We start from the raw sequence: 26,246 nt of genomic DNA on the forward strand, positions 1-26,246 counted from the left end.
AGCGCTGAGCTTGACGCGGGGCTATGTCAGGCGAGCGGCTTCAGCTCCTGGGCGATGGTTGGCAACAGCTCCGAGACGTTGGGGTGGATATGCACGGCGCGCGCCAGCGTATCGACCGGCGCCTTGGCGTACATCAGGTCGAGCACGCAGTGCACTGCCTCGTCGCCGCCGGGGCCGAGCACGGAGCAGCCGAGGATTTGCCTGGTGTCGGCATCGACCAGGATCTTCATGAAACCTTGCGTCTCGCCCTTTTCGATGGCGCGGCCGACGCGGGTCATTGGCCGCTGGCCGACCAGCGCCTTGCGGCCGGATTTCTTCACCGCAGCCTCGGTCATGCCGCAGCGGCCGAGCGGCGGATCGATGTAGAGCGCATAGGCCTCGATGCGGTCGCTGACCTTGCGCGGATCGTCGTCGAGCAGATTGGCGGCGACGATCTCGTAATCGTTGTAGGAGGTGTGGGTGAAGGCGCCCTTGCCGTTGCAGTCGCCCATCGCCCAGACGCCGGGCACGCTGGTGCGCAACTGGTCGTCGACGGTGACGAAGCCGCGCAGGTCGACCGCGACACCGGCCTTGTCGAGACCGAGATCGTCGGTGTTGGGGGTGCGGCCGAGCGCCAGGAGCACGTGCGAGCCGACAGCCGGCGGCTTGCCGTTCGAGAAGGTCACGGCGATGTCCTCGCCCTGTTGGGCAAAGCCGATGTTGTCGGCGCCGACATGGACCGCTACGCCTTCATTCTCGAGGACCGACAGGATGGCCGCTGAGACGTCCTCGTCCTCGCGGCCGGTCAGGCGCGGGCTCTTCTCGATGACGGTGACTTCCGAACCGAAGCGGCGGAACATCTGCGCGAATTCGAGCGAGATATAGCTGCCGCCGACGATGACGAGGTGGCGCGGCAGAATTTCGAGGTCCATCATTGAGGAGTTGGTGAGGTAGTCGACGTCGTTGACGCCGGGCAGGTCGGGCACCGAGGCGCGGCCGCCGGTGTTGAGGAAGATCTTTTCGGCAGTCAGAAGCTCGTCGCCGACGCGCACCGTGTTGGCGGATTCGAAGCGGGCATGGCCGCGATAAAGCGTGCAGCCCTTCATGCCGGCGATCCACGTCTCCAGATTGCTGCGGGAGTCGTTGGTGACCTTGTCCTTGCGCGCCTTGATCCTCTTGTAGTCCACGCCGACAGGGCCTGAGAACGTCACGCCGTAGTCCGCGGCACGCCGCGCCAGATGCGCGGCGTAGGCGCTGGCGACCATGGTCTTGGTCGGCATGCAGCCGGTGTTGACGCAGGTGCCGCCGACCAGCTTGCGCTCGATCAGCGCCACGCTCATGCCGGCTGACGTCAGCCGGCCGGCGAGAGGAGGGCCGGCCTGTCCGGCGCCGATGATGATGGCGTCGTATGTCTTGGCGTCTGAGGCTTGGGCAGTCATACCACCGCCGCCACGATCAGCAGGCCGCCGATGATCGCCACCGCGTCCTCGATGAGGGCGGCAGGCAAATCCTTGCCGAAGGCGGCGGCCAACCGGCCGCGCGCTTCGGCGCCGCCATAGGTGCCGATGACGGCACCGATGGCGCCGGCAATCAGGCCGCCAATGGTGGAACCGGCAGTGGCGCCGATCACCGCGCCGCTGAAGGCGCCAAGCAGGATGCGGGCGCCGAATTGCTGCGGCACCTTGCGGCTCGGCGTCGAGGGCAGCTGGTCGGTGACCAGTTCAACGATGGCGAGGATGGTGAAGATGCCGACGGCGGCCCAATGGCCCATGAAACTTGCCCAGGTGTCGGCCACCGGCAGCCAGCCGACATAAGCGCCCCAGGCGATCGCGGCCGGCGCGGTCATGGCGCGAAGACCGGCAATGACGCCGATCAGAAGTGCAAGCAAATAGAGCATGTCGATCCCCTCGAAAGCAGGCCCGGGACTGGCCCACGAGGGCAAGCTAGCATAGGTCCTGCGTTTGACCAGAGTAGGCGATGGTGCTTCTTCCATCAGTGAGCATTGTACTTTGGTAAACAGTCGAACACGACGAAGGGACGGAGTCGCTGTGATGGCCGATAGCGAACGCACAAGGATGATTGCAGGCGAATGGTATACCTGCATCGACGACGAACTGGAGGCGCTGCGGGTGATCGCGCGCGATGCGGTGTTCGAGCATAATACGATGCCGCCCCAGCAACGCGGCAATATCGGTCCAGCGCTATCGGTGCTGCTCGGCAGCACGGGCGAGGGCGGCCGCATCGAGGCGCCGTTCCACTGCGCCTACGGTTTCAACATCCATCTCGGCGACGGCGCCTTCCTCAATGCCGGCTGCACCATCCTCGACACCGCGCCGGTGCGTATCGGAAGCCGGACGCTTCTCGGCCCCAATGTGCAGATCTACTGCGCCGAGCACCACAAGGAGGCCGCGGGCCGTCAGTCGGGACTGGAGATTGCCCGGCCGGTCACCATCGGCAATGACGCCTGGATCGGCGGCAGCGCCATCATCCTCGGCGGCATCAGCATCGGCAATGGCGTCATAGTCGGCGCCGGCGCGGTGGTGACGCGCGACGTGCCTGACAACACCACGGTGGTCGGTAATCCGGCGCGGGCGGTCAAGCGGGGCTGACACTTCGTGGGCGGTCAGCGTGAAGCCGTGCGTGCCATGCGCTCGTCCGGACCGGCTCGCCGCGAGAATTCACGCCGGTATTGGGCCGGTGACGTCTTGAGCCGTGCGGCGAAATGCTGGCGCAGCGACGTGGCGCTGCCGAAGCCGGCTTCGAAGGCCACCATGTCCATCGATTTTTCCGTCGCCTCCAGCAGCCGTTGCGCCAGTTCGATGCGTTGGCCGGCCAACCATTCGCCAAAGCTGGTGCCGATCGATTTCTGGAAACGGCGGGTGAAAGTGCGCCGGGTCAGGCCCGCGGCCTCCGCGACGCGGTCGAGGTTGTGCGTTTGTCCGAGCGTTGCCCGGACCGTGTCCAGCGCCAGGGTGAAGCGGTCGGTGGCCGGGGTTTTCGCCAGCGGGCGTTCGATGAATTGCGCCTGCCCACCCTGCCGGTGCGGCGACAGCACGATGTGCCTTGCCAGCCGCAGCGCTACCTCTGCGCCATAGCGGGCGCGCACAATGTGCAGGCAGCAATCGAGCCCGGCGGCGACGCCGGCCGAGGTGACGATGTCGCCGTCGTCGACATAGAGCACGTCGGCGTCGACTTCGATGTCCGGGTATAATGTTTGCAGCCGGTCGGTGGAGGCCCAATGTGTCGTCGCACGCCGGCCCGCAAGCAGCCCGGCGGCGGCAATGGCGAAGGTGCCGAGACAGAGGCCGACGATCAGCGCACCGCGCCGGTGCGCGTGGGTGAGCGCTGCCAGGAGCGGCGGCGGAAGTGGGGCCTCGAGATCCTTCCAGCTCGGAATGATGACGATGTCGGCATCGTCGAATGCGGAAAGGCCATACGGCACCGCGATGGTCAGCCCGGCATCGGTGTGGATCGCTCCATCGTCGAGCGCGCAGACGCGAAAGTCGAAACGCGGCAAGCCAAGCTTGGTGCGGTCGGTGCCGAACACCACGCACGGCACGGAGAGGTGGAACGGGCTGATGCCGTCAAAGGCGAGAACGGCAATGATCGGGTCGGCCATGCGTGTTTCCAGCAAGCGAAAAGCGAATTGTCCCAATTCTTTCGAATGATGTCAATCGGGCCACTTTTGGCAGTCGGGCGATCCGTCTATTTTCGACCTGTCCCATTCAAGCCCGAAGGAGAACACCATGTCCGCCAATATCACGCCGCGCCGCGCACTCATCGTCATCGATGTCCAGAACGATTATGATGGCGGCAACCTCGCCATCCAGTATCCGCCGTTCCGCGACAGCGTCGTCAATGTCGCGCGCGCTATGGATGCCGCCGCTGCGGCCGGCGTGAAGGTGGTGGTCGTCAAGCAGATGGCGCCCGAGACCTCGCCAGTCTTCGCCAAGGGCAGCCATGGCGGCGAACTGCATCCCGAGATCGCCCGGCGAAGCCGCGACCACTATGTCGAGAAGTCACTGCCTAGCGCCTTTGCCGGCACCGACCTCGAGGCGTGGCTGCGCGCCAATACCATCGATACGATAACGGTGATCGGCTACATGACGCATAATTGCGACCTGTCGACCATCATCCATGCCGCGCATGTCGGCTTTGCGGTCGAGTTCCTGTCCGATGCCACCGGCTCGGTGCCTTATGCCAACAGCGCCGGCTATGCCTCAGCCGAGGAGATCCACCGCGTGGTGACGATCATCCTGCAGTCGCGCTTTGCGGCCGTGCTCGACACCGCCGAATGGATCGATTGCCTGAAGACGGGCGCTCTGCCCAAGCGCGACACGATCTATGCCTCCAACCAGCGGGCGCTGGCGCGCAACGCGGCGTAGGCAAGGGCTTCCGGCAAAATCAAAGGGCGCTGCGGTGACGTAGGGCCCTTTTTGTTTGCACCCTCTATGAGTGTTGTCCAAACCGATCCACGGTCTGGAGCGTGTCGTTGAAAATCTCCTCTTTGCGCCGTTCGTTGTTCAAAATAACGTGCCACTCGTGCGCCGATTCCGCCGCCATCCATGAGCAAAAGCAGAATACGACAAGAGTGACGCATTTCACAGACGTCAGGTTCGACTTGCCAGAGAGTGTAATTTGGGTTTTGATCCAAGTGCTTTGGTAGATTGTGGGGGCTAGCAATTGAAAGCGCGGGTTGCACGAACTGCGGTTGCTGCCGCGTTTGTCGGTATCGTAGCAATTTTACCGTGGCCTGCTTTCGCTCAGGTCCCTCCGCACGCCCCAGGTACAATTTGTTACACGCCATACTTCTGGTGTTGGGCGCAGCCGCCTGGACCACCTGGATACCCGTGTGGCTGTCCTACGCCAAACGGTTACGCCGCAGGATGGCTCGGTTGATAGCTAGGTCTTTTTCAAGAAGGTCCACAAGTTATAATGGCTGAAGAATCGCTGCTTTACATCAAAGGGCTTCTGGCCGACGCGACGATCATCGCAAAGTATGGGCAACGGACCGGAGCGTTCGATAGCGGGAATCTTGCTGTTACAATAAATTCTATAGAGAATACAAAGCCAGAAAACGTTACTGCAGACCAGATTTCTGGCTTGCTAAAAGAAATAAACGTCGTATCAAGGACAGTTCCTTCCTCAATTATGTCGGAGTTGCAATATGGTGGCTCCGGATCTTCGGAAGGAAAGCCAACAAAAACAATAGGGTTCATGATTTTAGTATCAATTGCCCTCATGATATTGGCCGCCAATCTGACGCAGATGTACAACCGAGGGAGCGCTCTCGCGTCGGACTTGCGCGTCTTGCAGGCCTCAGAGCCAGAGCGTCACTTTGGGCAATTGGCCCGACAACTTTTTGTAGCCATGAGAGAAATAGCTGACAACCCAGCAGATGCTGGGGGTACGAAGAATAACGTATTAGAGCAGCAAGCTTACTTTCAAATTTATGATGATCTGCGCGAGCTGGATCGAAAGCTCCAATTCATCCAAACACGTATTCAAGAATATGAGATAGATACACTTTATCCCATATTTGGAATGGAGACTCTAAAGTATTACTACTATCGTTCTCTCAAGCGCCTAGGTCTAGGCAATGCCGAAGTCTATTCATTTCTAAGTTCTCGAGATCGAGACTTGGAATCCTATAAGCGGTTTGAGGAGGTTCAGTCAGAAAAAAAAGACAAGGTCGCAGACCAGCCTGCGGCGACTGGTAAGTCGCAGGAGCAAGTTCGGGTGGCGACCGGTGCTGTTGCGCCAAAGGCGAACGAAGCGCCGGCTGGAGCGCCGGAAGCTAAGTCGCCGGCAGCTAAGCCAAAGGACAGCGCGGGTAGCTCCGTTGAGATTGACGCCGCAGGTGGCGGAGCCGACTATGTCAATAACTATTCTTGCAAAAATAACGACCAATCGATTGACGAAATCGGTCGCAGAATTGGAATGCTCAAAAGTGAATTGAAGCTGGACAAATTCGCCGATTTGACCAAAGATTATAATTTTTCACTAGCGTATCTGTCGTGCTATGAGCATTTTTACTTTCTTCCCAACGGGACACCTCGACTTGATGAGCTTAAGGTTCGCCTTGAGAAGATTTTGGATCCATATGCGTTCTGGATTCTCCCGGGGATTTATGGTGCTCTGGGTGCATTGATCTTCCACCTGAGGATGTTTCTCAATCCTTTGCTGCCGAATCCGGCAGCATTTAGGATTATTCATAGAGTTGTTCTCGGCTCCCTGGCCGGCATGATCCTAGCTTGGTTCTGGCTGCCGGATACGACTGTTGGCAGTCAGATCGCCAGCGTCGGATTTGGTCTGTTCAGTCTGGCGTTTATTTTCGGGTTCAGCCTGGATGTCTTCTTTGCCATGCTGGACCGCTTTGTCTCTCTTTCAGTCACCGCTATGGGGAAAGTCGGAGCAGATCAGGCGAAGGCCTGATCTGCAATGAATTCTCGCGATGATTTCGCGGCAGGCTTTTAGAACAGGCCTTCGATCTGGCCGATCTCGTTGAGGAAGATTTTTTCCGAGGACGGCGCCTTGGGCAGGCCGGGCATGGTCATGACCTCACCGCAGATGACGACGACGAAGCCGGCGCCCGCCGAAAGCCTGACCTCGCGCACCGGCACGGTGTGGCCGGTCGGCGCGCCGCGCAGGTTCGGGTCGGTCGAGAAGGAATACTGGGTCTTGGCCATGCAGACCGGCAACTTGCCGTAGCCGGCGTCTTCCCAGGCCCTGAGCTGGTCGCGCACCGACTTGTCGGCGATCGCCTCCGAGCCGCGATAGATGCGCTGGACGATGGTGTTGATCTTCTCAAACAGCGGCATGTCATCGGGATAGAGCGGCGCGAACTGCGACGCCCCGGATTCAGCCAGCGCCACCACCTTGTTGGCGAGCTCCTCGATGCCCGCGGAGCCATTGGCCCAGTGCTTGCACAGAATCGCCTCCTCGCCCATCGAGGCGACATAGTCCTTCATCGCCTGGATCTCGGCGTCGGTGTCGGAATAGAAGTGGTTGATCGCAACCACCGCCGGCACGCCGAACTGACGGATGTTCTCGATGTGGCGGCCAAGGTTGGCGCAGCCCTTCTTCACCGCCTCGACGTTTTCCTTGCCGAGGTCTTCCTTCTTGACGCCGCCATTCATCTTCATGGCGCGCACGGTGGCGACGATGACGGCAGCCGCCGGCTTCAAACCCGCCTTGCGGCACTTGATGTCGAAGAATTTTTCGGCTCCGAGGTCGGCGCCGAAGCCGGCTTCGGTGACGACGTAGTCGGCGAGCTTCAGCGCCGTGGTGGTGGCGACCACCGAGTTGCAGCCATGCGCGATGTTGGCGAACGGACCGCCATGGACGAAGGCCGGGTTGTTTTCCAGCGTCTGCACCAGGTTTGGCTGCATGGCGTCCTTCAGCAGCACCGCCATGGCGCCGTCGGCCTTGAGGTCGCGGGCATAGACCGGCGTCTTGTCGCGGCGGTAGGCGACGATGATGTCGCCAAGGCGCTTTTCCAGATCCTTGAGGTCGGTGGAAAGGCACAGGATAGCCATGACTTCCGAGGCGACGGTGATGTCGAAGCCGGCCTCGCGCGGATAGCCGTTGGCGACGCCGCCGAGCGAGCAGATGATTTCGCGCAGCGCCCGGTCGTTCATGTCCATGACGCGGCGCCAGGCGACGCGGCGGGTGTCGATGCCGAGCTCATTGCCCCAGTAGATGTGGTTGTCGATCAGCGCCGACAGAAGGTTGTGCGCCGTGGTGATGGCGTGGAAGTCGCCGGTGAAGTGGAGGTTCATGTCCTCCATCGGCACGACCTGCGCGTAGCCGCCGCCGGCAGCACCGCCCTTGACGCCGAAATTCGGGCCGAGCGAAGCCTCGCGGATGCAGACGATCGCCTTCTTGCCGATGCGGTTCAGACCGTCACCAAGGCCGACGGTGGTGGTCGTCTTGCCTTCGCCGGCCGGCGTCGGGTTGATGGCGGTGACGAGGATCAGCTTGCCGTCCTTGTTGCCCTTCACCGATTTGATGAATTCGGCCGAAATCTTCGCCTTGTCGTGGCCGTAGGGCAAAAGGTGCTCGGTCGGGATGCCGATCTTCTGGCCGATCTCCTGGATCTGCTTTTTCTTGGCGCCGCGCGCGATCTCGATGTCGGACTTCACTTCGGCCATGACGGCTTTCCTTCGGATTGGACGGTGGAGGGGACGGGTTTGATCTCACTCGCAGGCATGTTGAACCCGGGCGCGGGCATGTTCTAACCCTGTCGCTCCCGCGGCGTCAACTTGCATGCAACTATGTTTCCTATGAAGAAAGTGTCTCCGCGGCCGGCCGACCTGTCGCCGGTTCTTCCTGGCTCCGTTGCCGCGCCGTATAGAAGCCAGAGGACGCGACGTTCCGCCGTCTCAAAACAGCCGCCCAATGCACGGAATGCGACAGAGGCGACGGCGCAAATTCGCCATCGCTCGCCGGGAAAGCTGTGGACGCTACTGAGTCAGGACGTTGCTGATCTCGACCATGTTGGAGCGCACGCGAAGCACGTAGAAACCCATCGTCGTCAGGTGCGTCGGCATGATCCAGCCATCCTCGCGGCCATTGGCGATGATGAAGGGCTGGATGCGCAGGGCCGAGACGAATTGCGCATCCATCGTGTCCCACAGATTGCCGAGATGCTTTTCCTTGATGACGTCCTCGAAGTCGGCCTGGGCGCCCTTCATCAGGCCGTAATAGGCATAGAGCTGGCCATAGGCGAACCAGAAGCGGTCGTCGGCGCGGAAGTCGAACCAGCCATTGTTATGGTTTTCGGCGCGCTCCTTGAGGATCGCGGAGGTGGAACCGATGTCGGAGGAGATGCGGTCGATATACTGCTTCAGATTGTCGGCGCGGGCATCGAACGTCGCCTGGCAGCTGCCGAGGCGGGCGTTGAAGGAGCGCAGCTTGGTGACGGCATCGCGATAATAGCTCGGCGTCGGCGTCTTGGGGCCGAACGGGTTGAGGCCGAAATACCAGGTCTCCTCGTCGAACTGCAGATTGCCGCGCGCATCCTGCAGGTCGCCGTCGATCTGCGATGTGGTGCGAACACGCCCGAGATTGTCGGCAAGCTCGGTGGCGGTGCGCCGCACCGCCTGGTTGATGCCGCGCTGGAACGAGGCCTTGTTGTCCATGAACGGCGTGTTGTCCCAGTCGATGCCGAACAGGCCGAGTTTGTAGAGGATCATCGACGAGATCCAGGCATTCTGGTTGACGTTGAAGTCCGTCAGGTCGGCCGCCACCTGGGCGATGCCCGAATTGCCGCAGGTCTTGGCGGTGTCGGTGCCGGCGCCGGCCGCGACCTGTTCGCCGGCGGAAATGTTGCGGTTCTCGAAGGTGTATTTGTCGACGTAGTTGGGATCGAACTTGTTCCACCACTGGGTGGCGTAGAAGAAATTGGCGTAGAGACCGATCAACACCAGAAGCGCGAGGCCGACCACAGCCTTCAGGATCCAGCCGCGCTGCGTATACCAGCGCCCAGCCCAGAGGAACGGCCACAGGATCGCGCCAATGACGAGGCCGATGCCGCGGCCTATCCATTGGAAGATGCGGGTGAAGAAATTCACGATCGGATCAAGCATGGCTCTCGTTCACCCCTCAGTCAGTCAGGCCGTAAAGGCGCGTGCGAAACGCCACTTTGTCTTTCAAATATGTGGTTTTCAGAACGTCCACAACATGCGACCGCCAGGCGTCGCTGTAGCCGTCATAGTCCTTGTAGAAGCCCGGCTTGTTGAAGACGTAACGCGAGACAAAGTCCTGCGGCACGAAATCCGAGATCAGCTGGTTGGTCAGCCAGGCGTCGGGATGGTCGGGCTTGCCACGCACGACCAGGAAGCGCTGTTGCGGAAACACATCCTCGATCTTGAGATGGCCGAGCTGGGCGATCTCACGCTTGGCGGCGTTGAGAAAGGGGAAATTGCCGTCCTTGGTGATCAGATCGGCATGGCCATGGATCCAGGTCTGCAGCCAGACCTTGTCGACCTCGGTCAAATTGCGGTTCGGCTCTGTGTCGCGGATGAGAGAGCGCACCACCATCTCGGCGCGATGCTCGAGATAGCCCGAGCTTTCGACCCATGACGCGCGCGGCAATTCGATGCGGCCGGTGCTGGCCAGGAACTTGAACACCTTGTCGGCATCGTTGATCGAGAGATAGCTGACCTGCCAAGGCCGCGAACGGCGAAAGCCGGGGGCGGCCGGGTCGCCGATGACGGTAGTCATATCAGGATCGACGAAGACGTAGACGCCGCCGAAATGGCTGGTCCAGTAGGCGTTGTGGCGGAAGATCACCTGGTCGGGCACCAGCGCATTCTCACGGATATCGCCGCAGACCTTCGCCAGCTCCACCATACGGCTCAGCATGGTGTTGTCGCGCCAGGCATCGGGCTCCTGCTTCAGCCGGTCGACCAGCTTGCCGAGTTCGGCGGCCTTGCCCAGCACGTCCTCGGCCGAAAGCACCCTGAACTCGACCTGGCTGATCGACAGCAGATCCTCGATGTCGTTGACCAGGGGAACGGAATCCTCGATCTCGCCGTAGATGACATCCTTGATGGTCAGCGCATCGATGGCGCGCTGGTTCTTGGACATGAACTCGAACATCAGCTGCGAGGTGTTGGAAAAGGCGGTGTGCACCACCGGCAGATCGATCTGCGACGGCGTCAGGATGATGAAGCGGCGGTTGACCTCATTGGGGTCGAGATAATCGTAATCGCCGCATTCCTCGGCCACTTCGGGCGAGAAGCCGGTGCGGTCGATCTGGAAGCTCTTCAGCTTGGTGGGCTTGAGGCCGAAGGCAACAAGCGCCTTGTTGTAGCGCTGGATGAGGTGCGACTCGTCGACGGTGAGCAAGCGGCCGTAGATCAGCTCATTGTCGCGGAGAAGGTCGGGTTTTTTGGCGTGGCTCATGCAGAACGTTCCGAGCGGCGTTGCCTGTTGTGGCGAAGCGCCAACGCTGACGCCTCCCTCTCCCCGTTCTTCACGGGGAGAGGGTAAGGTTGAGGGGCAGCGCTAGCATTCAAGGACATGTCTCCCCATGGCCTTTGGCGTCAATAAATCGAAGATCATTGGTCCGGATGTCCCGATCGAGGCGCTGTTCGATAGCTGCCAGTATGGTCGTAGCGATCTCTGGTCCACGCATGCGCCGCCCCTCACCCTTGCCCTCGCCGCGTGAAGGACGGGGAGAGGGGGGCGTCAGCGTTAGCGCCAAGCCTTTCAGCACCCGCGGGCAGCGAAGGAAGTTCACGCATTCCAGAGCCCCTTCTTCTTCATCTCCTCCATCTCGCGCCCCGCCCGTTCGCGCAGGCGTGCGTCGCGCAGCAGCTTCTCCACCGCGGCGTCGTCGGATTTGTCGGAATAGCGGAACTCCGAGTCGGCGTAGCGGTTGATCTCCTGCATGACCATGTCCATCGAGAACGGCCCCCGCAGTTCCTCGATCATGGCCTTCTTTTCGTCGTAGCCCTTGTGCATGAAGACTTCCGGCTTCTCGAACCAGTCGTCGGGCAGCTCGATGTCCATGGCGCGCATCTTGATGGCGTCGGTGACGTTCTTGATGGCTCGGCCGGTGAAGCGCGGCTCGGCATCCTTGATCAGGTGCAGATAAGTGCCGATGTCGGCCATCGATTTCGGCGCGCCATTCTCCTTCATGTAGCGCTCATAGACCTTCATCAGCCCGTCTTCCTGAGGCTTCTCGTGCTCCTCATAGGCTTCGGTCACCGCGCGCTGGATCTCCTGCGCGGCGTAGAGCTTGTGGTCGCCGAGTGGGATCTTGTGGTTCTTGCCGGCAAGCAGGACGAAGATGTCGATATAGTCGTCGCGGCTCTGTGGGCCGTCGACCAGCCAGCGGGCCCCGGCGCGCTGGCGCAGCGCATCGTCGACATTTTCGGGATAGTTGGAAAACATGCCGAACGAGCAATTGCCGCGCACCACCGTGCCGGCGCCGGCAAAGGCGTCCATCAAGACGCCGGTGATTTCCTGTTGGCCGGCCGAGGCGCGGTCGTCGGAGCGGCGGGCCGCCACCTGGTCGATGTCGTCGACGGTGCCGAAACCGATGACGCGTGGGTTCAAGACATTGTTGATGAACTGGCGGCAATTCTGGCCGGATTTGCCCTGGTAGGACGAGATCTGGTCGACGCCGAAATTCTCATAGGCGAAGGGATAGCCGGCAACCTGGCAATAATTGTTGACGAGGCCGGCGATCATCTGGATCAGCGTCGTCTTGCCGGTGCCCGGCGCGCCGTCGCCGATGAAGGTGAAGAGGAAGCCCCCGAGTTCGACGAACGGGTTCAACTCGCGCTCGAAATCATAGGCCATCAGCATCTTGGCGAGCTTGACCGACTGGTATTTGGCAATGTGGTTGCCGACGACCTCTTCCGGCTTCTTGAAGGTCATCACCAGCGGCTTGGAGCGCTTGCCGGGCGCGACGTCGAAGCCGTCGAGGGTGAAATCGTCGGCGTCGATGCGGATATGGGCGTTCTCGAACGGGCCGATGCCGTCGAAGCGGCCTTTACGGGCCAAGAGCCCGTCAATGGCAACACGGGCGAAAGCACGCGCCCGGGTCGTCAGGTCGCCATCGTCCTTCGACCCGGTGATCGCCTTGTCCAACCCAGCCACGATCGACTTCACCGCGTCCTGCGGCGTGTCGAACAGGAAGTCGGGTTCGGGGATATCGTTGGGCGCCTCGCCATCGCTGTCGATCAGCTGGAACAGATAGGAGGCAAGGCTGAAGGCCGAAACGTAAGCAGAGGCTGACAGAAGCTTCTTGAAGGTCGCGGCTTCATCGCCTTCGAGCGGTGCGCGGGTGTTCTTGGCCTGCAGGCTTTCAAGGTCGGAGCCTTCGGCGAAGACATCGGAAATGGCGAGCGCAATCGCCAGGCCGCGGCGGGCGCGAAACAAAAGCGTGTGCTGCGGGATGCTCATCAACTGGTCGTCGGGATGGATCGCGGCGACGGTCTTGGTAAGCTCGACCTCGCGGGTACGGCGCACCGATCCGACCGAGACTGTCGAGACAAAGCGGCGATTGGTGCCGGCAAGTGCTGTGCCGGATTCGCGCGCAGGGTCTTCCAGCACGACGAGGCGAGTGATGAAGCTTTGCGCGGTTGCGCGGTGCTTTTCGATAGCCGCTTCCGGAATGGTGGTCAGGCCGGTGTCCATGAAGGATGCTCCGCGATGTGACGGTCAGACATCTGAAATCACCTGCCCATTTGACAGGATGTGAACCTTGTAGCCGGAAAAGATCTTTTGAGCTTCGCCGGCGGCGTAGAGTGCTTGATAGGCTTCGTGCGGGATCAGGGCGTGGTTCTCGTAGCTCGACACACCCTGGCGCGCGGCTTCGAGATCGTCGGTGTTGATAAAGAATTCCTGCGTCGTCTTATCGCTCGAAAACAGGCCCTTGCGGCCGGGTTTCTCGCCCTTGGAGTAGACCTCCTGGATGGTCCAGGTGAGCAGCCAGGCATTTTCCGGTTTGCGCACCTTGGCCAGCACCTCGGTCACGGTCGAATTGTTGTCCGTAATGCCTGCGGAATAAAAGGGGCCGAGCACGACGCGGCGCAGCTGCTTAGGGTGCAGCGGCTCGAAATCCTTGTCGAGATTGACCGCAATCGTTGCGGGCGAAAGCGTGTAGGCGGAATTCTTCTCGGTGAAATCGTCGAAGCGATGGGCGAGTTCGGGGTTGAGCAGGCCGTCCACCGGCAGCGGGATGTCGACCCGTTCATTGAGCTTGCCGCTGCTGTCAACGAGCTGCCGGATCATGCTTTCGGAGGAATCCTCCACCGTCACCATGTAGACCAGCGGCAGGTTGGCGCTGCCGTCGAAGCTCGCCCAGTGCACGAGGTAATAGGGGCGCCCGGTCTTTGGATTGACCGAGACCTTGGCCGTCTGCGCCAGCGAGAACGGGCCAAAAGTCTGTTCGCTCTTGACGTCCTCGAGATAGAGCCGCTCGGCCATCGACTTCTGCAGCGCTTCGGGGAATTCCTTGTGGCGCAGGATGAAGTCGGCCATTTCCTCGCGCAATTCGCCGGCCAGCGGAATGTTGGCCAGCCGCGCCTCGGCCTGGCGGCGGTCGTTTTCCAGTTCGAGCAGGTTCTGGAAGACGGGATAGCCGCTGTCGGCGCGCGAAATGCGGAACGTGTCCATGAAGCCGAGCCGGTTGCGCCAGCAGGAAAACGATTTGTCCAGCCGGGCAATGTATTCGGCGACAATCTTGGCGACGATGCCGTGCCGGTAAAGCGGCGAGCGGTCGTCGCGCATGAACACTTCGAGGCCGCTGAGTGCCGCCGTGATGGCGGAAAAATAGCGCGCCGCCGCTTCGTTTTCGGGAGTCATGCCGGTGTGCCCGCGTGCAGCCGCTCCTACGACTGCACGTAGTTGGCCGAATTGTGCTTCTTCATCACGTCGTCGAAACGGCGGGCGAAGGCGTCGTCGGCGAGCTTCTTGCGGCGCTGGATGTCGGAGCTGGCGACCATGTTCTTCTCGTGCATTTCGAGAAGATCGCCGATGTGCTTTTGCGAGGCGGCGCCAATGCCGGCCATGGTCTCTTCGGCGGTGTTGTCAACCTGGCTGCCCAGCGTGTTGATCTTGTGGGCGACATCCTGCTGGGCGGCGGTCTTCAAGGAATCTTCCAGTGCCTTGTAGAGCACGATGCGCTGCTCGGTATCGATGGTCAGCTTGTTGATAAGCGTCGACTGGGCTGCGATCTGATTGTTAAGCGAATCGACGAAGGTCTGGAACATCGAGGTGTAGCGTTCCAGCGTCTGGCTCTCGGCCAGAAGCTCCTGCTCCTTGGCTTGCTTTTCATTGTATTCGGTCGCCAGTTTCGAGCGCTCGCCCTCAAGCTGCGTGCGCTCCTTCTGACTGGTAGAAGCGGCGATCTTGTTTTCGATGTCGAGCAGCAGCGGATTGACCTCCTCGATGCGCTTCTGCACCGCCTCGAGGTTGGTCATGGTGACCTTGCGGCGCTCGATCACCTGCGACAGGCTGTTTTCCGAGGTCTTGTAGCGCTGGTCGAGGACCTCTTTCTGCGCTTTCAGGATGCCGACGATGGTGTCGGACTTGACCAGAAGCTCCTGCAGATTGCCGGCCAGCGACATGTTGCGGACGCGGTCGGTGCGCATGCGCTGCTTGCGTTGCGCCGAGAAGACACCGACGAAGCTTTCCCAGCCGGTGTAGTTCTTCATGCTCTCGAATTCAGTGCCGAAGACGTTGGTGGCGTCTTCCAGCCCGATGATCAGGTCGGCGATGTTGCCTTCCATCACCTTCTGCTGCTTCAGCACGTCCTCGATGCGGGCATTCTCGATGTCGAAATTGGCGTCTCCGATCTTCTTGTCGGCGGTGGCCAGCGTATCAAGCACGGTGCCGGACTGCTCGATCTTGGAGCGCATGTCCTGCACGACCTGCCTGGTCTTGGCAATTTCGGCATCGAAATTCTGCAATGTCGCCATAGGGGCCTCCCGCTTCGGCTTCCGGTCGCTGGCTGCGAACAGCGGCGAATATATGTGGGGTATCAGGGGATTGAAAGACGCAAGACAAGACCCGCCCCGAAAACAAAAACATACGCGGGCGTCTTGAAAGGCAATGAAGGCGGGGTCATGGCGTGATTAACCAGCCGGCCAAGTGTCGTTCAACCGTCATTGAACTTTGGCGTCTGCGAAGCAGTCGATCTCGGACAGTGTAGGTGTCCCGAATTCGATAGAGGGCCCAATGAGTTGCAAGCGCGAGATCACGCTACGCATCGCGCCGTTCAAGGCTTCGGATCGGCCTTCAGATAGGCGATGACGTTGGCGATGTCCTCGTCGCTGCTCAGGCCGGAGAAGCCCATCCTGTTGCCGGGTACTTTCAGCTTGGGAGCGCCAAGATAGGCTTTGAGGTTGGCTTCGTCCCAGACCAGGCCGGCCGCGCCGGCGTCCTTCATGGCCTGCGAATAGTTGAAATTCTGGGCGGTGCCGGCGGTGCGGCCGACGATACCGAGGAGATGCGGGCCGACCTTGTCGCGGTCGCTTGCCGCCTCGTGACAGGCCATGCAGCGGTAGAACACTTTCTTGCCAAGTGCTGCATCGCCGTCGGCCAGCGCGGCGAGGATACCGGCCAAGTAAATGACAAGGGCTGATGAAATGGCTCGAAGCATGGCGGTTCCCGGCTGGCTCTGGCTGAGGGCAAAATAGGCTGCAGGCCTTAACAAACGCCGTATGCCGGTGGATAGCAGCCGGGCTCAATCCGTGCGCGGGATCGCCGCGACCGCCTGCTTGACCTGCTTTTCAATCGCCGCCGACGAATGATTGTCGCGCACGAAAGCGCGGCCGATCTCCGCCATCTCGGCGGCCGCTTGCGGGCGTGTCGCGAGATCGATGATTTTCAATGCCAACTTGCCGGCATCGTCGCTGGACAGGAAATGCCTGCCCGCCTGCAGGCCAAGCCCTTCGACGGCCTTTTCGGTAGCGGCGACGACAAGGCCCGCCGCCATTGCCTCCAGCACCTTGATGCGGGTTCCGCCGCCGAAGTGCAGCGGGATCGGCGCATAGCCGGCGCGGCCAAGCAATTCCGGCAGATGCGGCGGGTTCTCGATCAACCGCAGACCATGCCTGGTGCATAGACCGCGCACGACATCGCGCGGGTTTCTGCCGGCGACGGTGATCGACCAGGGCCGGCCGGAGGCGGCGAGGCGCGGCGCCATCGCGCGGCCGATCTGCTTGACGGCATCGATGTTGGGGAAATAGCCGAGATGGCCTATGAAACACAGGCTGAGTTCACTGAAGCGCTCGGCAGCAATCGGCAGGGAAAGCACGCTCTCGTCTGGAATGGGGTTGGCGACGAACCTGACGTCGTTGACGGGGCCGAGAGCGGACAGAAGCGCTTCGTCGGCCCGCGAACAAACCCAGACCTGGTCGGCCAGGGCAGCCGCACACCTGTCGGCTTCGCGCGCCTCTGCCTTCCTTCGCCTGTTTTGGCGCCAGTCTCGAATTTGCTGCCACAGCGTCAGGCCGGCGATCCGGTCGGACACCGTCCGGGAATCAATGTTGTGCTGGTCAAGGACGGTGCGCGCGCGATGCTTCGGCGCCAGCGTCAGCAGCTGCGAAAGCACGATCTCCTCGATTACCACGAGATCGGGCGCGAATTCCCTCCAGATGGCGTCGGCCTCGGCCAGCTCGTCGTCCGGCATCATATGCACGGTCGGGTGCGGGCCGCGCCTGCCCCACGGCGCCCTGCCGCGCGCTGCCTCGATGATCCGGTGACGGATGTTCGGCGGTGTGGAGGGTGCCGGGGCGCCAGTCAGGCTTACCGTCAGGACCTCGCCCATCGATGCCAGGGCGCGTGCATTGGCGGCGTTCCGGATCTCTCCGCCGGAGACCGGCGGAAACGGGCAATCGACTGTGAACTGCAGAATTTTCATGTTGTCCCGGCCGTTCAGCCTCTGGTGAAGCCAATGAAATCGTCAGGCGCGGCGCGGCCCATTTCCTCTTCCCAGTGGCGGCGGCAGAGCGAGATATAGACGTCCTTGCCGATCGCCACCTGTTCGCCTTGTCTGGCCACCTTGCCGTCAGCGCCGAGACGCACGACCATCGTCGCCTTGCGGCCGCAGCGGCAGATGGTGCGCACTTCGCGCAGATCGTCTGCGATGGCGAGAAGCGCTCGCGAACCGGAAAACAGATTGCCCTGGAAATCGGTGCGCAGGCCGTAGCACATCACCGGGATGTTCAGCCGGTCGGCGATACGGGCGAGCTGCCAGACCTGCTCTTCCTCGAGAAATTGCGCCTCGTCGACAAAGATGCAATGCACCGTCGTATGTTCGTGATGCTCGGCGACGCGAGCGTAGAGATCGTCGCCGTCGCGGAACATCTCGGCCTCCGTCTCCAGGCCGATGCGCGACGAGATCAGCCCGGTGTCGCCCTTTCTGTAGTGGCCGGCGACGAACAGCATCGTCGTCATACCGCGTTCGCGATAATTGTAGGACGCCTGCAGCAGCATTGTCGTTTTGCCGGCATTCATCGTCGCATAGTGGAAGTAGAGCTTGGCCATGCCGTCCTTTTAAGCCGAGTTGGCGCGGCGCGGGGAGAGGGCACCGCTGCATTTGATGGGAAAAGCCGTCTGCAATCGAAAAAGCGGCGGGCGTGTCGCTGTTTGGCCAGTCCGCGCCGTTGATCGTGATTGTCTTAGCGCTTGAAACCACACCAGAATGGTGTTTGGCTGACGAAACAAGGCGGGCAGAGAAACCGTAACTACGCTTCGCCAAAGAATCACAATGGGAGACTGCCAATGTCGCGTATGAACACCTTCGTCGCCGGCCTCGGCCTGGCGACTTTTCTGTCCACGAGCGCTGCACTTGCCGGCGATCCGGAGAGCTGCAAGGCGGTGCGCCTTTCCGATGTCGGCTGGACCGACATCCAGGCAACCACCGGCGTCGCTTCGGTGCTGCTCACCGCGCTCGGCTACGAGCCGCAGACGATCCAGCTATCGGTACCGGTGACCATGGCGTCGCTGAAAAACAAGGATCTCGACGTCTTCCTCGGCAACTGGATGCCGTCGATGACCAACGACATCAAGGACTACACCGCCGATGGTTCGGTCGAGACGATCGGCACCAACCTGACCGGCGCCGGCTACGGCATCGTCGTACCGACCTATGTCGCGGAGGCCGGCGTCAAGTCGCTGACCGACATCGGCAAGTTCAAGGACAAGTTCAACGGCAAGATTTACGGCATCGAGGCGGGCAATGACGGCAACCGCATCATCCTCGACATGATCAAGAACCCGAAGGACAATCTCGAAGGCTTCGAGCTGGTCGAGTCCTCGGAAGCCGGCATGCTGACGCAGGCCGAGCAGTCGATCAAGAACAATGAGTGGATCGCGTTCCTCGGCTGGACGCCGCATCCGGTGATGGGCGCCATGAAGCTCACCTATCTCGACGGCATGGGCGACAGCGGCTTCGGCGCCGCCACCGTCTACACCAATGTGCGCAAGGGCTACACCACCGAATGCCCGAACGCCGGCAAGTTCATCGCCAACCTGAAGTTCAACCTGGACATGGAAGGCGAGATGATGGACGCGATCCTGAAGGGCGGCGACGCCAACACGGTCGCTGCCGACTGGCTGAAGAAGCACCCTGACGCGGTTGCGCCGTGGATTGCCGGCGTCACCACCTTCGATGGCGGTGATGCGGCAGCGGCGGTCAAGACCGCGCTCGGAAGCTGAGCCGACTGAATTCGGCAAAGCCGAACCAGGAAGGGCAGCCAATCTAGAAAAGGCTGCCCTTTTTCATATCCTGTGAGAAGATGACCTAACGACAGCGGAGGCCGGAAGCAGGCGGTCTCTCGCATGAGAGGGGCGATATGGATCCGATTTCGAAATTCATGGTCGATCACAAGATACCGATCGGCGCCTGGGGAAAGGCGTTCTTCGGTTTCCTCACCGACAATTTCGACACCGTGTTCAGGGCCTTCTCGAATGGCCTCAATTTCTTGCTCGACGGGCTGGTTGGCATCCTTTTGATGGTGCCGCCGGTGCTGCTGGCGCTGATCATCGCCATCATCGCCTGGCTGCTGCAGCGCTCTCGGCCGCTGGCCATAGGCGTCTTTCTCGGCCTGATCTTCATCATCAACCAGAATCTCTGGAAGCAGACGGTGCAGACGCTGGTGCTGGTCGTGGCCGCCGCCGCCATGGCGATGGCCATCGGCGTGCCGCTCGGCATCTGGGCCGCGCACAAGCCGAAGGTCTACCGCATCATGCTGCCGGTGCTCGACCTGATGCAGACGCTGCCGACCTTCGTCTACCTGATCCCGGTCCTGACCCTGTTCGGTCTCGGCAACGCGCCCGGCCTCATCGTCACCATCATCTTTGTCATCCCGACCGCGGTCCGGCTCACCCATCTCGGCGTCGTCTCGGTGCCGAAGTCGATCATCGAGGCCGGCGAGGCGTTCGGCGCCACCAAGCAGCAGCTGCTGTGGAAGGTCGAGCTGCCCTCGGCCTTGCCGACCATCATGGCCGGGCTGACGCAATCGATCATGCTGTCGCTGTCGATGGTGGTGTTTGCAGCACTGATCGGCGCCGGCGGCCTCGGCACTGAAATCAACCGCGCGCTCGGCTCGCGCCGCATCGATCTCGGGCTCGAGGCGGGCCTGGCGATTGTCGTACTCGCCATCGTGCTCGACCGGATGACGCGTATCGGCGTTGGAGGCAAGAAATGACCGTCGCCGTCGATTTCAAAAATGTCGATATCGTCTTCGGCTCCGATCAGGCGGGTTCGCTGGCTCTGATCGACGGCGGCGCCACGCGCGCCGAAATCCTTGAAAAGACCGGCAATGTGCTGGGTTGCGCCGGCGCCAGCCTGACCGTGCATGAGGGCGAAATCTCGGTGCTGATGGGCCTGTCCGGCTCCGGCAAGTCGACGCTGCTGCGGGCGGTCAACCGGCTCAACGTGGTGTCGCGCGGCCAGGTGCTGGTCAAGGACGGCGACAATATCGTCGATGTCGTGACCTGCGATCAGGCGACGCTGCGGCGGCTGCGGCAGAAGCAGGTGGCGATGGTGTTCCAGCAGTTCGGCCTGCTGCCTTGGCGTACGGTGGAGGAGAATGTCGGCCTCGGTCTCGAACTCGCCGGCGTGCCGGAGCAAGAGCGCAAGGAGCGCGTGCAACGCCAGCTGAAACTGGTCAATCTCGACCAGTGGTCGAAGAAATACGCGCATGAGCTGTCAGGCGGCATGCAGCAGCGCGTCGGCCTGGCCCGTGCCTTCGCCACCGAGGCGCCGATCCTGCTGATGGACGAGCCGTTCTCGGCGCTCGATCCGCTGATCCGCACCAAGCTGCAGGACGAATTGCTGCAGCTGCAGGCGGAGCTGAAGAAGACCATCATCTTCGTCAGCCATGATCTGGAAGAGGCGCTGAAGATCGGCACCCACATCACCATCATGGAAGGCGGGCGCATCGTGCAGACCGGGGCGCCGGAAGACATCGTGCTCAAGCCCGCCAACGACTATGTCCGCGACTTCATCGCCAATGTGAATCCGTTGTCGGTGCTGACCGCCTGGAACGTCATGCGCGACAGCCGCGACCTCGAGCACGGCGATAATGGCTGGGTGTGGCTCGACCGGCGCAAGACGACGCGTTTCAAGATCGACGAGCACGGGCTGGTGGCGGCGGCCGAGCGCGACGGCAAACCGGCGGTATGGGTGTCGTGCGCCGATGTCGAGGCGCAGCCGGAGGAGACGGCGCAAGTGTTCTGGGCCAACCCCGGGACCTCGCTGAAGACGGTGATGCTGGCCATGCACCGCTCGCAGACGGCACCCGTGGCGCTGTTCGACGACCAGTCGCGCTTTGTCGGCGCGATCGGGATACGCGATGTGCTGAGCGCGGTGTTGCGGCGCTAGATCATGATGAGATTTGGTTGAAATCTCATCATGATCTAACCCTTTGTTGGAGCATGATCTTTTCCAAAAACCGGTACCCACTTTTTGGGATCATGCTCTAAGCCAGACCGATGCGCGTGGCGCCGAGCTTGAACAGGGCTGTGGCATCCCGGTCGAAGCGGAAGGTGTCGATGAAGTCGTCGGCTCGGTAATCCGGAAGCGTCTTGCGGATGGCGGCGGCGAAGTTTTTCGCCTCGTCCAGCCGCCCAGCCAACGCCAGGCAGTGAGCGGCGATCGACAGGATGATGACATGTGCGTTGGGGCGGGCGGCCGCCTTCAGTGCCCAATCGGCTGCCTCGTCGAACTGGCCGAGGCGGACATGCGCCATGGCGCGTGCGCCCAGCATGCCGAACAGCATCGGGTCGAACGGCGACAGATGGCGCGAATGATCCGACGATCCGATCGCCGCGTGCGGGTCGCCCGACTGCGAATGCACGAAGGACAGCGCATAGTGGCCAAGCGCGAAGTTCGGGCTGAGGTCGACGGCTCTTTGCAGTTCTAGCACGGACGCATCACCCTCGCCGCGCAGCCACAGCGCCCGGCCCATCGCCCAGTGCGCGGCGGGATTATGATCGTCGACCAAAACGCTCTGGCCGGCCGCCTCAAAGGCAAGCGCGCTGTCCTGGTCGCGGTCGCCCCAGCGCTGGAAGGCGCTCTGCCAATGGGTGAAGGACAGGCCGGCATAGGCGCGGGTAAAGGTCGGATCCTGCTGCAGTGCGATGCCGAAGAAATGCCTGGCCTGCTCGTTTTCGCTGCGGGTGAAGCGATACATATGCCAGAGTCCTCGATGGTAGGCCTCCCAGGCATTGAGCGAATTGGGCGCCTTCAGCATGGCGCGGTTGCGCTCGACCATCTCTATCTCGGATGAGATGAAGGCCACGATGCTGTTGCCGATATCGTCGAGGACAATGAAGATGTCCTCGGGCTTGCGCTCGAAGGTCTCGGCCCAGACGATCCTGGCCGTGCGCACCTCGACAAGCTCGACGGTGACGATCAGGCGGCCGGTCAGGCTGCGCACCGTGCCGGTGGCGACATAGTCGACATCCAGCCTGCGGCCGGCATCTTCCGGCGCGATGTTCTTTTCTGCCAGCGCAAAGACCGAGCCCCGGGCGATTACAAAGAAGTCCCTGAGCTTGGCGAGGCGGGTAATGATGTCGTGGGTCAAGCCGTCGGCCAGCCCACCACAAACGCCGCCGGCATCTTCGGCAAATGGCATCACGGCAAGCGAAGCTTTGTGGGGCGCCGCGGCTTCGGTGGGGGCACGCGCGATCGGGCTGTGGCCCGCCACCGGCGCTACCGCAGGCTGTGCCGGCAAAGTCGCGCAGTGACGTTCCGCGCGAATGGCAAGCCACGCCTGGCGCACAGGGCCAAAATCCAGCTCTTCCGATTGGAAGAGCGATGCTGCTGCGGCAAGATGGTCCTCGCAGGCACCGAACTGGCCGCGCCGCGCCAGCCTCACCAGGAGTGCGACATGGGCGCTGCTGTCGAACGGGGTCAATTCCAGCCATTTTTCGAGATGGGCGGAGACGTCTTCGGAATCGGCCGGCAGCGTCTTGACCAGATGTTCCAGTATAGCAGCTTGGCAGGAACCGAAACGGCGGCGCTGCGCGGTCAGCCAGCTGTTGAAGAGAGGGCTGCGGTCGATCTCCAGCCCTTCGAGGAAGTCGCCGACGAACAGGTCGGAGAGCAACTGCAGTCGCGTCGGCTCGAGCGTTTCGATGCCTGCGGCAGTTGCCGCGCCAACATCCAGCACGTCGACCGAGATACCGTCGAGATCAAGCACGATCGTATCATGCACGGTTACGATCCGGCCGCGGCCCGGTTCGTCGAGCGCGGCCCGCAGCTTGCTCAGGCACCAGCGAAGCTCACCCCTGGGATCATTTGGAACGTCCCACAGCAACTCGCAGAGCTTGCCACGTCCGACCGGATGGGGCGCCAGCGCCAGATAGGCCAGCAGCGCGCGCAGCTTGCGCGATGCCGGCAAGGCCACCGGAGCGGCGTCGCGCACAATCGCCAGCGGGCCGAAAAGCCGCAGAGACAGGCCTTTCCGGCTGCTTGCCTGGCTCGATTCCACGCCTGTTTCCACGCCTTTTCCCACGCTTGCCCACCGGACCTTGTTTTATCACCGAACGCGACAAAGTGCACACCCGGCTCGCAGATTGTGTGCCGAATGTGGTGCTTTCCACATTGTGGCACTTCAAAGACCTGTAGTGCGGCAAGGTGTCGAAACCTCGTCGCCCAAACCGCCGGTGTGTAACCGGCCCGTGAGCAAGAACCAGGAGTTTACCCATGTTGCATCAGCAGAAAATCAGAACCACGGCAGGCCGCGGCCGCCTTTTCGACAGCATTCTCGATACGGTCGGCGACACGCCGGTCATCCGCGTCAACAATCTCGGCCCGGCGCATGCGACCATCTACGTCAAGGCCGAGTTCTTCAATCCGGCTGCGTCGGTGAAGGACCGGCTGGCGCTCAACATCATCGAGGAAGGTGAACGCACCGGCGCGCTCAAGCCGGGACAGACCATCGTCGAGGCGACCAGCGGCAACACGGGCATCGGTCTTGCCATGGTCTGTGCGCAGAAGGGCTACAAGCTGGTGGTGACGATGGCCGACAGTTTCTCGGTCGAGCGCCGCAAGCTGATGCGGATGCTGGGCGCCAAGGTGGTGCTGACGCCGCGCGCCGAGAAAGGCTTCGGCATGTACAAGAAGGCGGTGGAACTGGCCGAAGCCAATGGCTGGTTCCTGGCCCGCCAGTTCGAGACCAAGGCCAACGCCGACATCCATGAAGCAACCACGGGACGCGAGATCGTCAACGATTTCGTCGGCTCGCGGCTCGACTATTTCGTCACCGGCTACGGCACCGGCGGCACCGTCGCCGGCGTGGCGCGGGTGCTGCGCCGCGAGCGGCCTGAGACTCGGATCGTGCTCACCGAACCGGTTAATGCGCAGCTTGTCGGCAGCGGCAAGCCGCAGATGCGTGGCGCCGGCGGAGCGCCGGCCGCCAGCCATCCGGCTTTCGAACCGCACCCGATCCAGGGTTGGACGCCGGATTTCATTCCCAGCGTCCTGCAGGAGGCCATCGATGGCAACTTCTATGACGAGGTGATGCCGATCGCCGGGCCGGAGGGCATGAAATGGGCCAAGGCGCTGGCGCAGCAGGAAGGCATCTTCACCGGCATTTCCGGCGGTTCGGCCTTTGCCGTTGCACGCCAGATCGCCGGCACGGCGCCGGCCGGATCGGTGGTCCTGTGCATGCTTCCCGATACCGGTGAACGCTACATGACCACGCCTTTGTTCGACGGCATCGAGGCCGAGATGAATGCGGAAGAGCTCGCTCTGTCGCGCTCCACGCCCGGCTGCCAGTTCCCGGCATGATGACGCGGGAGCAATCTGCATGGACGCGATGCCTGGACACTCGGCTACCAGTACCGAGGAAACGCTTGACCCCTCGGACTGGGCCGATGTGCAAAGCCTGTCGCATCGGATCGTTGACGATGCCGTCGCTTACCTGCGCGATGTCAGGCAACGGCCGGTGTGGCAGGAGATGCCTGGAGATGTGAGGCATTTCTTCACCACGTCGCTGCCGCAATCGCGAACGCCGCTTGACGACATCTATGGCGATGTCGTGGATAAGGTGATGCCCTACCCGATGGGCAATATCCACCCGCGCTTCTGGTCCTGGTACATGGGATCGAGCAATTTTACCGGCGCGCTCGGCGATTTCCTGGCGGCAATCCAGGGCTCCAATCTAGGCGGCGGCAACCATGCCGCCGCCCTGATGGACGGCCAGGTGGTCGACTGGTGCAAGCAGATGACCGGCATGCCGGCTTCGGCCAGCGGCACGCTGGTCAGCGGCGGTTCGATGGCCAACATCATCGGGCTGACCGTGGCGCGCAACACCAAGGCCGGCATCGACGTGCGCGAGCACGGCGTTGCCGCCATCGAAAAGCCGTTGCGTTTCTATGGCTCGGACCAGGTCCATTCCTGTCACCGCAAGGGGATGGAAGCGCTCGGCCTCGGCAACAAGGCGCTGCGGCGCATTGCCAGCGACGCCGGACTTCGCATCGACATCGAACCTTTGCGGGCGGCGATATCGGAAGATCGCGCGGCCGGGTTCAAGCCGGCCTGCATCATCGGCAATGCCGGCACTGTCAACACCGGCGCCATCGACGATCTGCAGGCGCTGGCCAAGCTGGCGCATGAGGAGGATCTCTGGTTCCATGTCGACGGCTGCATCGGCGCGCTGATCGCGATCGCGCCTGAGAATGCGTATCGCGTCGCCGGCATCGAATGGGCCGATTCCATCGCGCTCGATCCGCACAAATGGCTGCATGCGCCGTTCGAGGCAGGCTGCGCGTTGGTCAGGGATGCCTCGGCGCATCGCAAGACCTTCGCGGTGACGCCGGAATATCTGGAATCGACACCGCGCGGGTTGGCCTCCGGCCAATGGCTGCACGACTATGGCCTGCAGACGACACGTGGCTTCAAGGCACTCAAAGTGTGGATGGCGTTGCGAGAACACGGCGTCGAAAAATTCGGCCGCCTGATCGACCAGAACATTGCGCAGGGGCAGTATCTCTCAGGGCTGATCGCGGCCGAACCAGCGCTCGAACTGACGGCGCCGACCAGCATCAACATCGTCTGCTTCCGCTATCGCGCGGATGGTCTCGATGGCGAGCGCGCGAAAGCGCTCAACACCGAGATCATGCTGAGGCTGCAGGAAGACGGAACCGCCGCCATTTCCGATACCACGGTGCAAGGCCGGCATTGCCTCAGGGTGGCGATCAACAACCACCGGACCCGGCGCGAGGATCTCGACCTTCTCGTCGCCGAAACGGTCCGCCTGGGCAACGAGATCGCTTCTGCCTGACCG

22 protein-coding genes are annotated in these 26,246 nt (G+C 61.9%); 9 read left to right on the top strand and 13 right to left on the bottom strand.

Going from position 1 to position 26,246, the window contains the following annotated elements; genetic code table 11:
* Positions 1-26: 26 nt before the first annotated feature.
* On the bottom strand, positions 27-1,418 hold the full coding sequence (locus tag NLY43_RS26180) for an FAD-containing oxidoreductase (RefSeq protein WP_023711118.1): 1,392 nt from the start codon (positions 1,416-1,418) through the stop codon (positions 27-29).
* Positions 1,415-1,876, bottom strand: coding sequence for a membrane protein (locus NLY43_RS26185; protein ID WP_023711119.1), 462 nt, complete (start codon positions 1,874-1,876; stop codon positions 1,415-1,417). The genes NLY43_RS26180 and NLY43_RS26185 overlap by 4 nt, the downstream gene beginning before the upstream one ends.
* Positions 1,877-2,030: 154 nt before the next feature.
* On the opposite strand from NLY43_RS26185, the gene NLY43_RS26190 reads away from it, so the two are divergent.
* Positions 2,031-2,588 (top strand): sugar O-acetyltransferase, encoded by a 558-nt coding sequence (locus NLY43_RS26190; protein ID WP_023711120.1) that lies wholly within the window; start codon positions 2,031-2,033, stop codon positions 2,586-2,588.
* Between the two features lie 14 nt (positions 2,589-2,602).
* Here the strand turns inward: NLY43_RS26190 and NLY43_RS26195 are convergent, their stop codons facing one another.
* Complete coding sequence (locus tag NLY43_RS26195; RefSeq protein WP_286458882.1) at positions 2,603-3,598, bottom strand: helix-turn-helix domain-containing protein; 996 nt, start codon at positions 3,596-3,598, stop codon at positions 2,603-2,605.
* Positions 3,599-3,725: 127 nt separating this feature from the next.
* Here NLY43_RS26195 and NLY43_RS26200 point away from each other — a divergent pair, with 127 nt between their 5' ends.
* Positions 3,726-4,364, top strand: coding sequence for a cysteine hydrolase family protein (locus tag NLY43_RS26200; protein ID WP_023711122.1), 639 nt, complete (start codon positions 3,726-3,728; stop codon positions 4,362-4,364).
* Positions 4,365-4,914: 550 nt separating this feature from the next.
* Positions 4,915-6,414: a hypothetical protein gene (locus NLY43_RS26205; RefSeq protein ID WP_023713291.1), complete on the top strand. Its 1,500-nt coding sequence runs from the start codon at positions 4,915-4,917 to the stop codon at positions 6,412-6,414.
* 38 nt (positions 6,415-6,452) lie between these two features.
* Here the strand turns inward: NLY43_RS26205 and NLY43_RS26210 are convergent, their stop codons facing one another.
* The 3 genes from NLY43_RS26210 to NLY43_RS26220 form a co-directional block, all read right to left on the bottom strand.
* Positions 6,453-8,132, bottom strand: coding sequence for a formate--tetrahydrofolate ligase (locus tag NLY43_RS26210; protein WP_023711124.1), 1,680 nt, complete (start codon positions 8,130-8,132; stop codon positions 6,453-6,455).
* 312 nt (positions 8,133-8,444) lie between these two features.
* Positions 8,445-9,569 (bottom strand): DUF2333 family protein, encoded by a 1,125-nt coding sequence (locus tag NLY43_RS26215; protein ID WP_023686165.1) that lies wholly within the window; start codon positions 9,567-9,569, stop codon positions 8,445-8,447.
* Between the two features lie 16 nt (positions 9,570-9,585).
* A complete protein-coding gene (locus tag NLY43_RS26220; RefSeq protein ID WP_023683664.1) occupies positions 9,586-10,890 on the bottom strand; it encodes a DUF6638 family protein in 1,305 nt (434 codons plus the stop codon).
* Positions 10,891-11,017: 127 nt separating this feature from the next.
* Between NLY43_RS26220 and NLY43_RS26225 the strand changes: the two genes are divergently transcribed.
* Positions 11,018-11,155 carry a hypothetical protein gene (locus tag NLY43_RS26225; protein WP_023701543.1) on the top strand — a complete coding sequence of 46 codons (138 nt, stop codon included), beginning with the start codon at positions 11,018-11,020 and terminating at the stop codon, positions 11,153-11,155.
* Between the two features lie 68 nt (positions 11,156-11,223).
* On the opposite strand, the gene NLY43_RS26230 is transcribed toward NLY43_RS26225, so the two are convergent.
* The 6 genes from NLY43_RS26230 to NLY43_RS26255 all read right to left on the bottom strand — a co-directional run bounded on the left by NLY43_RS26230 (position 11,224) and on the right by NLY43_RS26255 (position 17,991).
* Positions 11,224-13,134 carry an ATP-binding protein gene (locus NLY43_RS26230; protein WP_023711125.1) on the bottom strand — a complete coding sequence of 637 codons (1,911 nt, stop codon included), beginning with the start codon at positions 13,132-13,134 and terminating at the stop codon, positions 11,224-11,226.
* 24 nt (positions 13,135-13,158) lie between these two features.
* Complete coding sequence (locus tag NLY43_RS26235) at positions 13,159-14,304, bottom strand: hypothetical protein (protein WP_023686161.1); 1,146 nt, start codon at positions 14,302-14,304, stop codon at positions 13,159-13,161.
* A 26-nt stretch (positions 14,305-14,330) separates the two neighbouring features.
* The gene (locus NLY43_RS26240; protein WP_023669990.1) at positions 14,331-15,419 is read right to left on the bottom strand and encodes a hypothetical protein; all 1,089 of its coding nucleotides are present in this window, start codon (positions 15,417-15,419) and stop codon (positions 14,331-14,333) included.
* A gap of 299 nt (positions 15,420-15,718) precedes the next feature.
* On the bottom strand, positions 15,719-16,102 hold the full coding sequence (locus NLY43_RS26245; protein WP_023686160.1) for a c-type cytochrome: 384 nt from the start codon (positions 16,100-16,102) through the stop codon (positions 15,719-15,721).
* Between the two features lie 84 nt (positions 16,103-16,186).
* Positions 16,187-17,365, bottom strand: coding sequence for a glycosyltransferase (locus NLY43_RS26250; RefSeq protein WP_023695820.1), 1,179 nt, complete (start codon positions 17,363-17,365; stop codon positions 16,187-16,189).
* 14 nt (positions 17,366-17,379) lie between these two features.
* Positions 17,380-17,991, bottom strand: a complete 612-nt coding sequence (locus NLY43_RS26255) for a thymidine kinase (protein WP_023683669.1) — start codon at positions 17,989-17,991, stop codon at positions 17,380-17,382.
* 237 nt (positions 17,992-18,228) lie between these two features.
* Between NLY43_RS26255 and NLY43_RS26260 the strand changes: the two genes are divergently transcribed.
* The 3 genes from NLY43_RS26260 (at position 18,229) to choV (ending at position 21,334) form a co-directional block, all read left to right on the top strand.
* Positions 18,229-19,164 (top strand): choline ABC transporter substrate-binding protein, encoded by a 936-nt coding sequence (locus tag NLY43_RS26260; RefSeq protein WP_023686157.1) that lies wholly within the window; start codon positions 18,229-18,231, stop codon positions 19,162-19,164.
* Between the two features lie 137 nt (positions 19,165-19,301).
* Complete coding sequence (choW, locus tag NLY43_RS26265) at positions 19,302-20,156, top strand: choline ABC transporter permease subunit (RefSeq protein WP_023669995.1); 855 nt, start codon at positions 19,302-19,304, stop codon at positions 20,154-20,156.
* Positions 20,153-21,334: a choline ABC transporter ATP-binding protein gene (gene choV, locus NLY43_RS26270; RefSeq protein ID WP_023669996.1), complete on the top strand. Its 1,182-nt coding sequence runs from the start codon at positions 20,153-20,155 to the stop codon at positions 21,332-21,334. Before choW ends, choV begins: the two co-directional genes overlap by 4 nt.
* Before the next feature lie 97 nt (positions 21,335-21,431).
* On the opposite strand, the gene NLY43_RS26275 is transcribed toward choV, so the two are convergent.
* Positions 21,432-23,447 (bottom strand): transcriptional regulator, encoded by a 2,016-nt coding sequence (locus NLY43_RS26275; RefSeq protein ID WP_031199223.1) that lies wholly within the window; start codon positions 23,445-23,447, stop codon positions 21,432-21,434.
* Between the two features lie 215 nt (positions 23,448-23,662).
* Here NLY43_RS26275 and NLY43_RS26280 point away from each other — a divergent pair, with 215 nt between their 5' ends.
* Both NLY43_RS26280 and NLY43_RS26285 read left to right on the top strand, forming a co-directional pair.
* A complete protein-coding gene (locus tag NLY43_RS26280) occupies positions 23,663-24,748 on the top strand; it encodes a PLP-dependent cysteine synthase family protein (RefSeq protein ID WP_023711127.1) in 1,086 nt (361 codons plus the stop codon).
* A gap of 19 nt (positions 24,749-24,767) precedes the next feature.
* Entirely contained in the window at positions 24,768-26,243 is a 1,476-nt protein-coding gene (locus tag NLY43_RS26285; RefSeq protein ID WP_023711128.1) for a pyridoxal phosphate-dependent decarboxylase family protein, read from the top strand.
* The last annotated feature ends 3 nt before the right edge of the window (positions 26,244-26,246 follow it).

The sequence above is a fragment of the Mesorhizobium sp. C416B genome (assembly GCF_030323165.1).
Classification (GTDB): domain Bacteria; phylum Pseudomonadota; class Alphaproteobacteria; order Rhizobiales; family Rhizobiaceae; genus Mesorhizobium.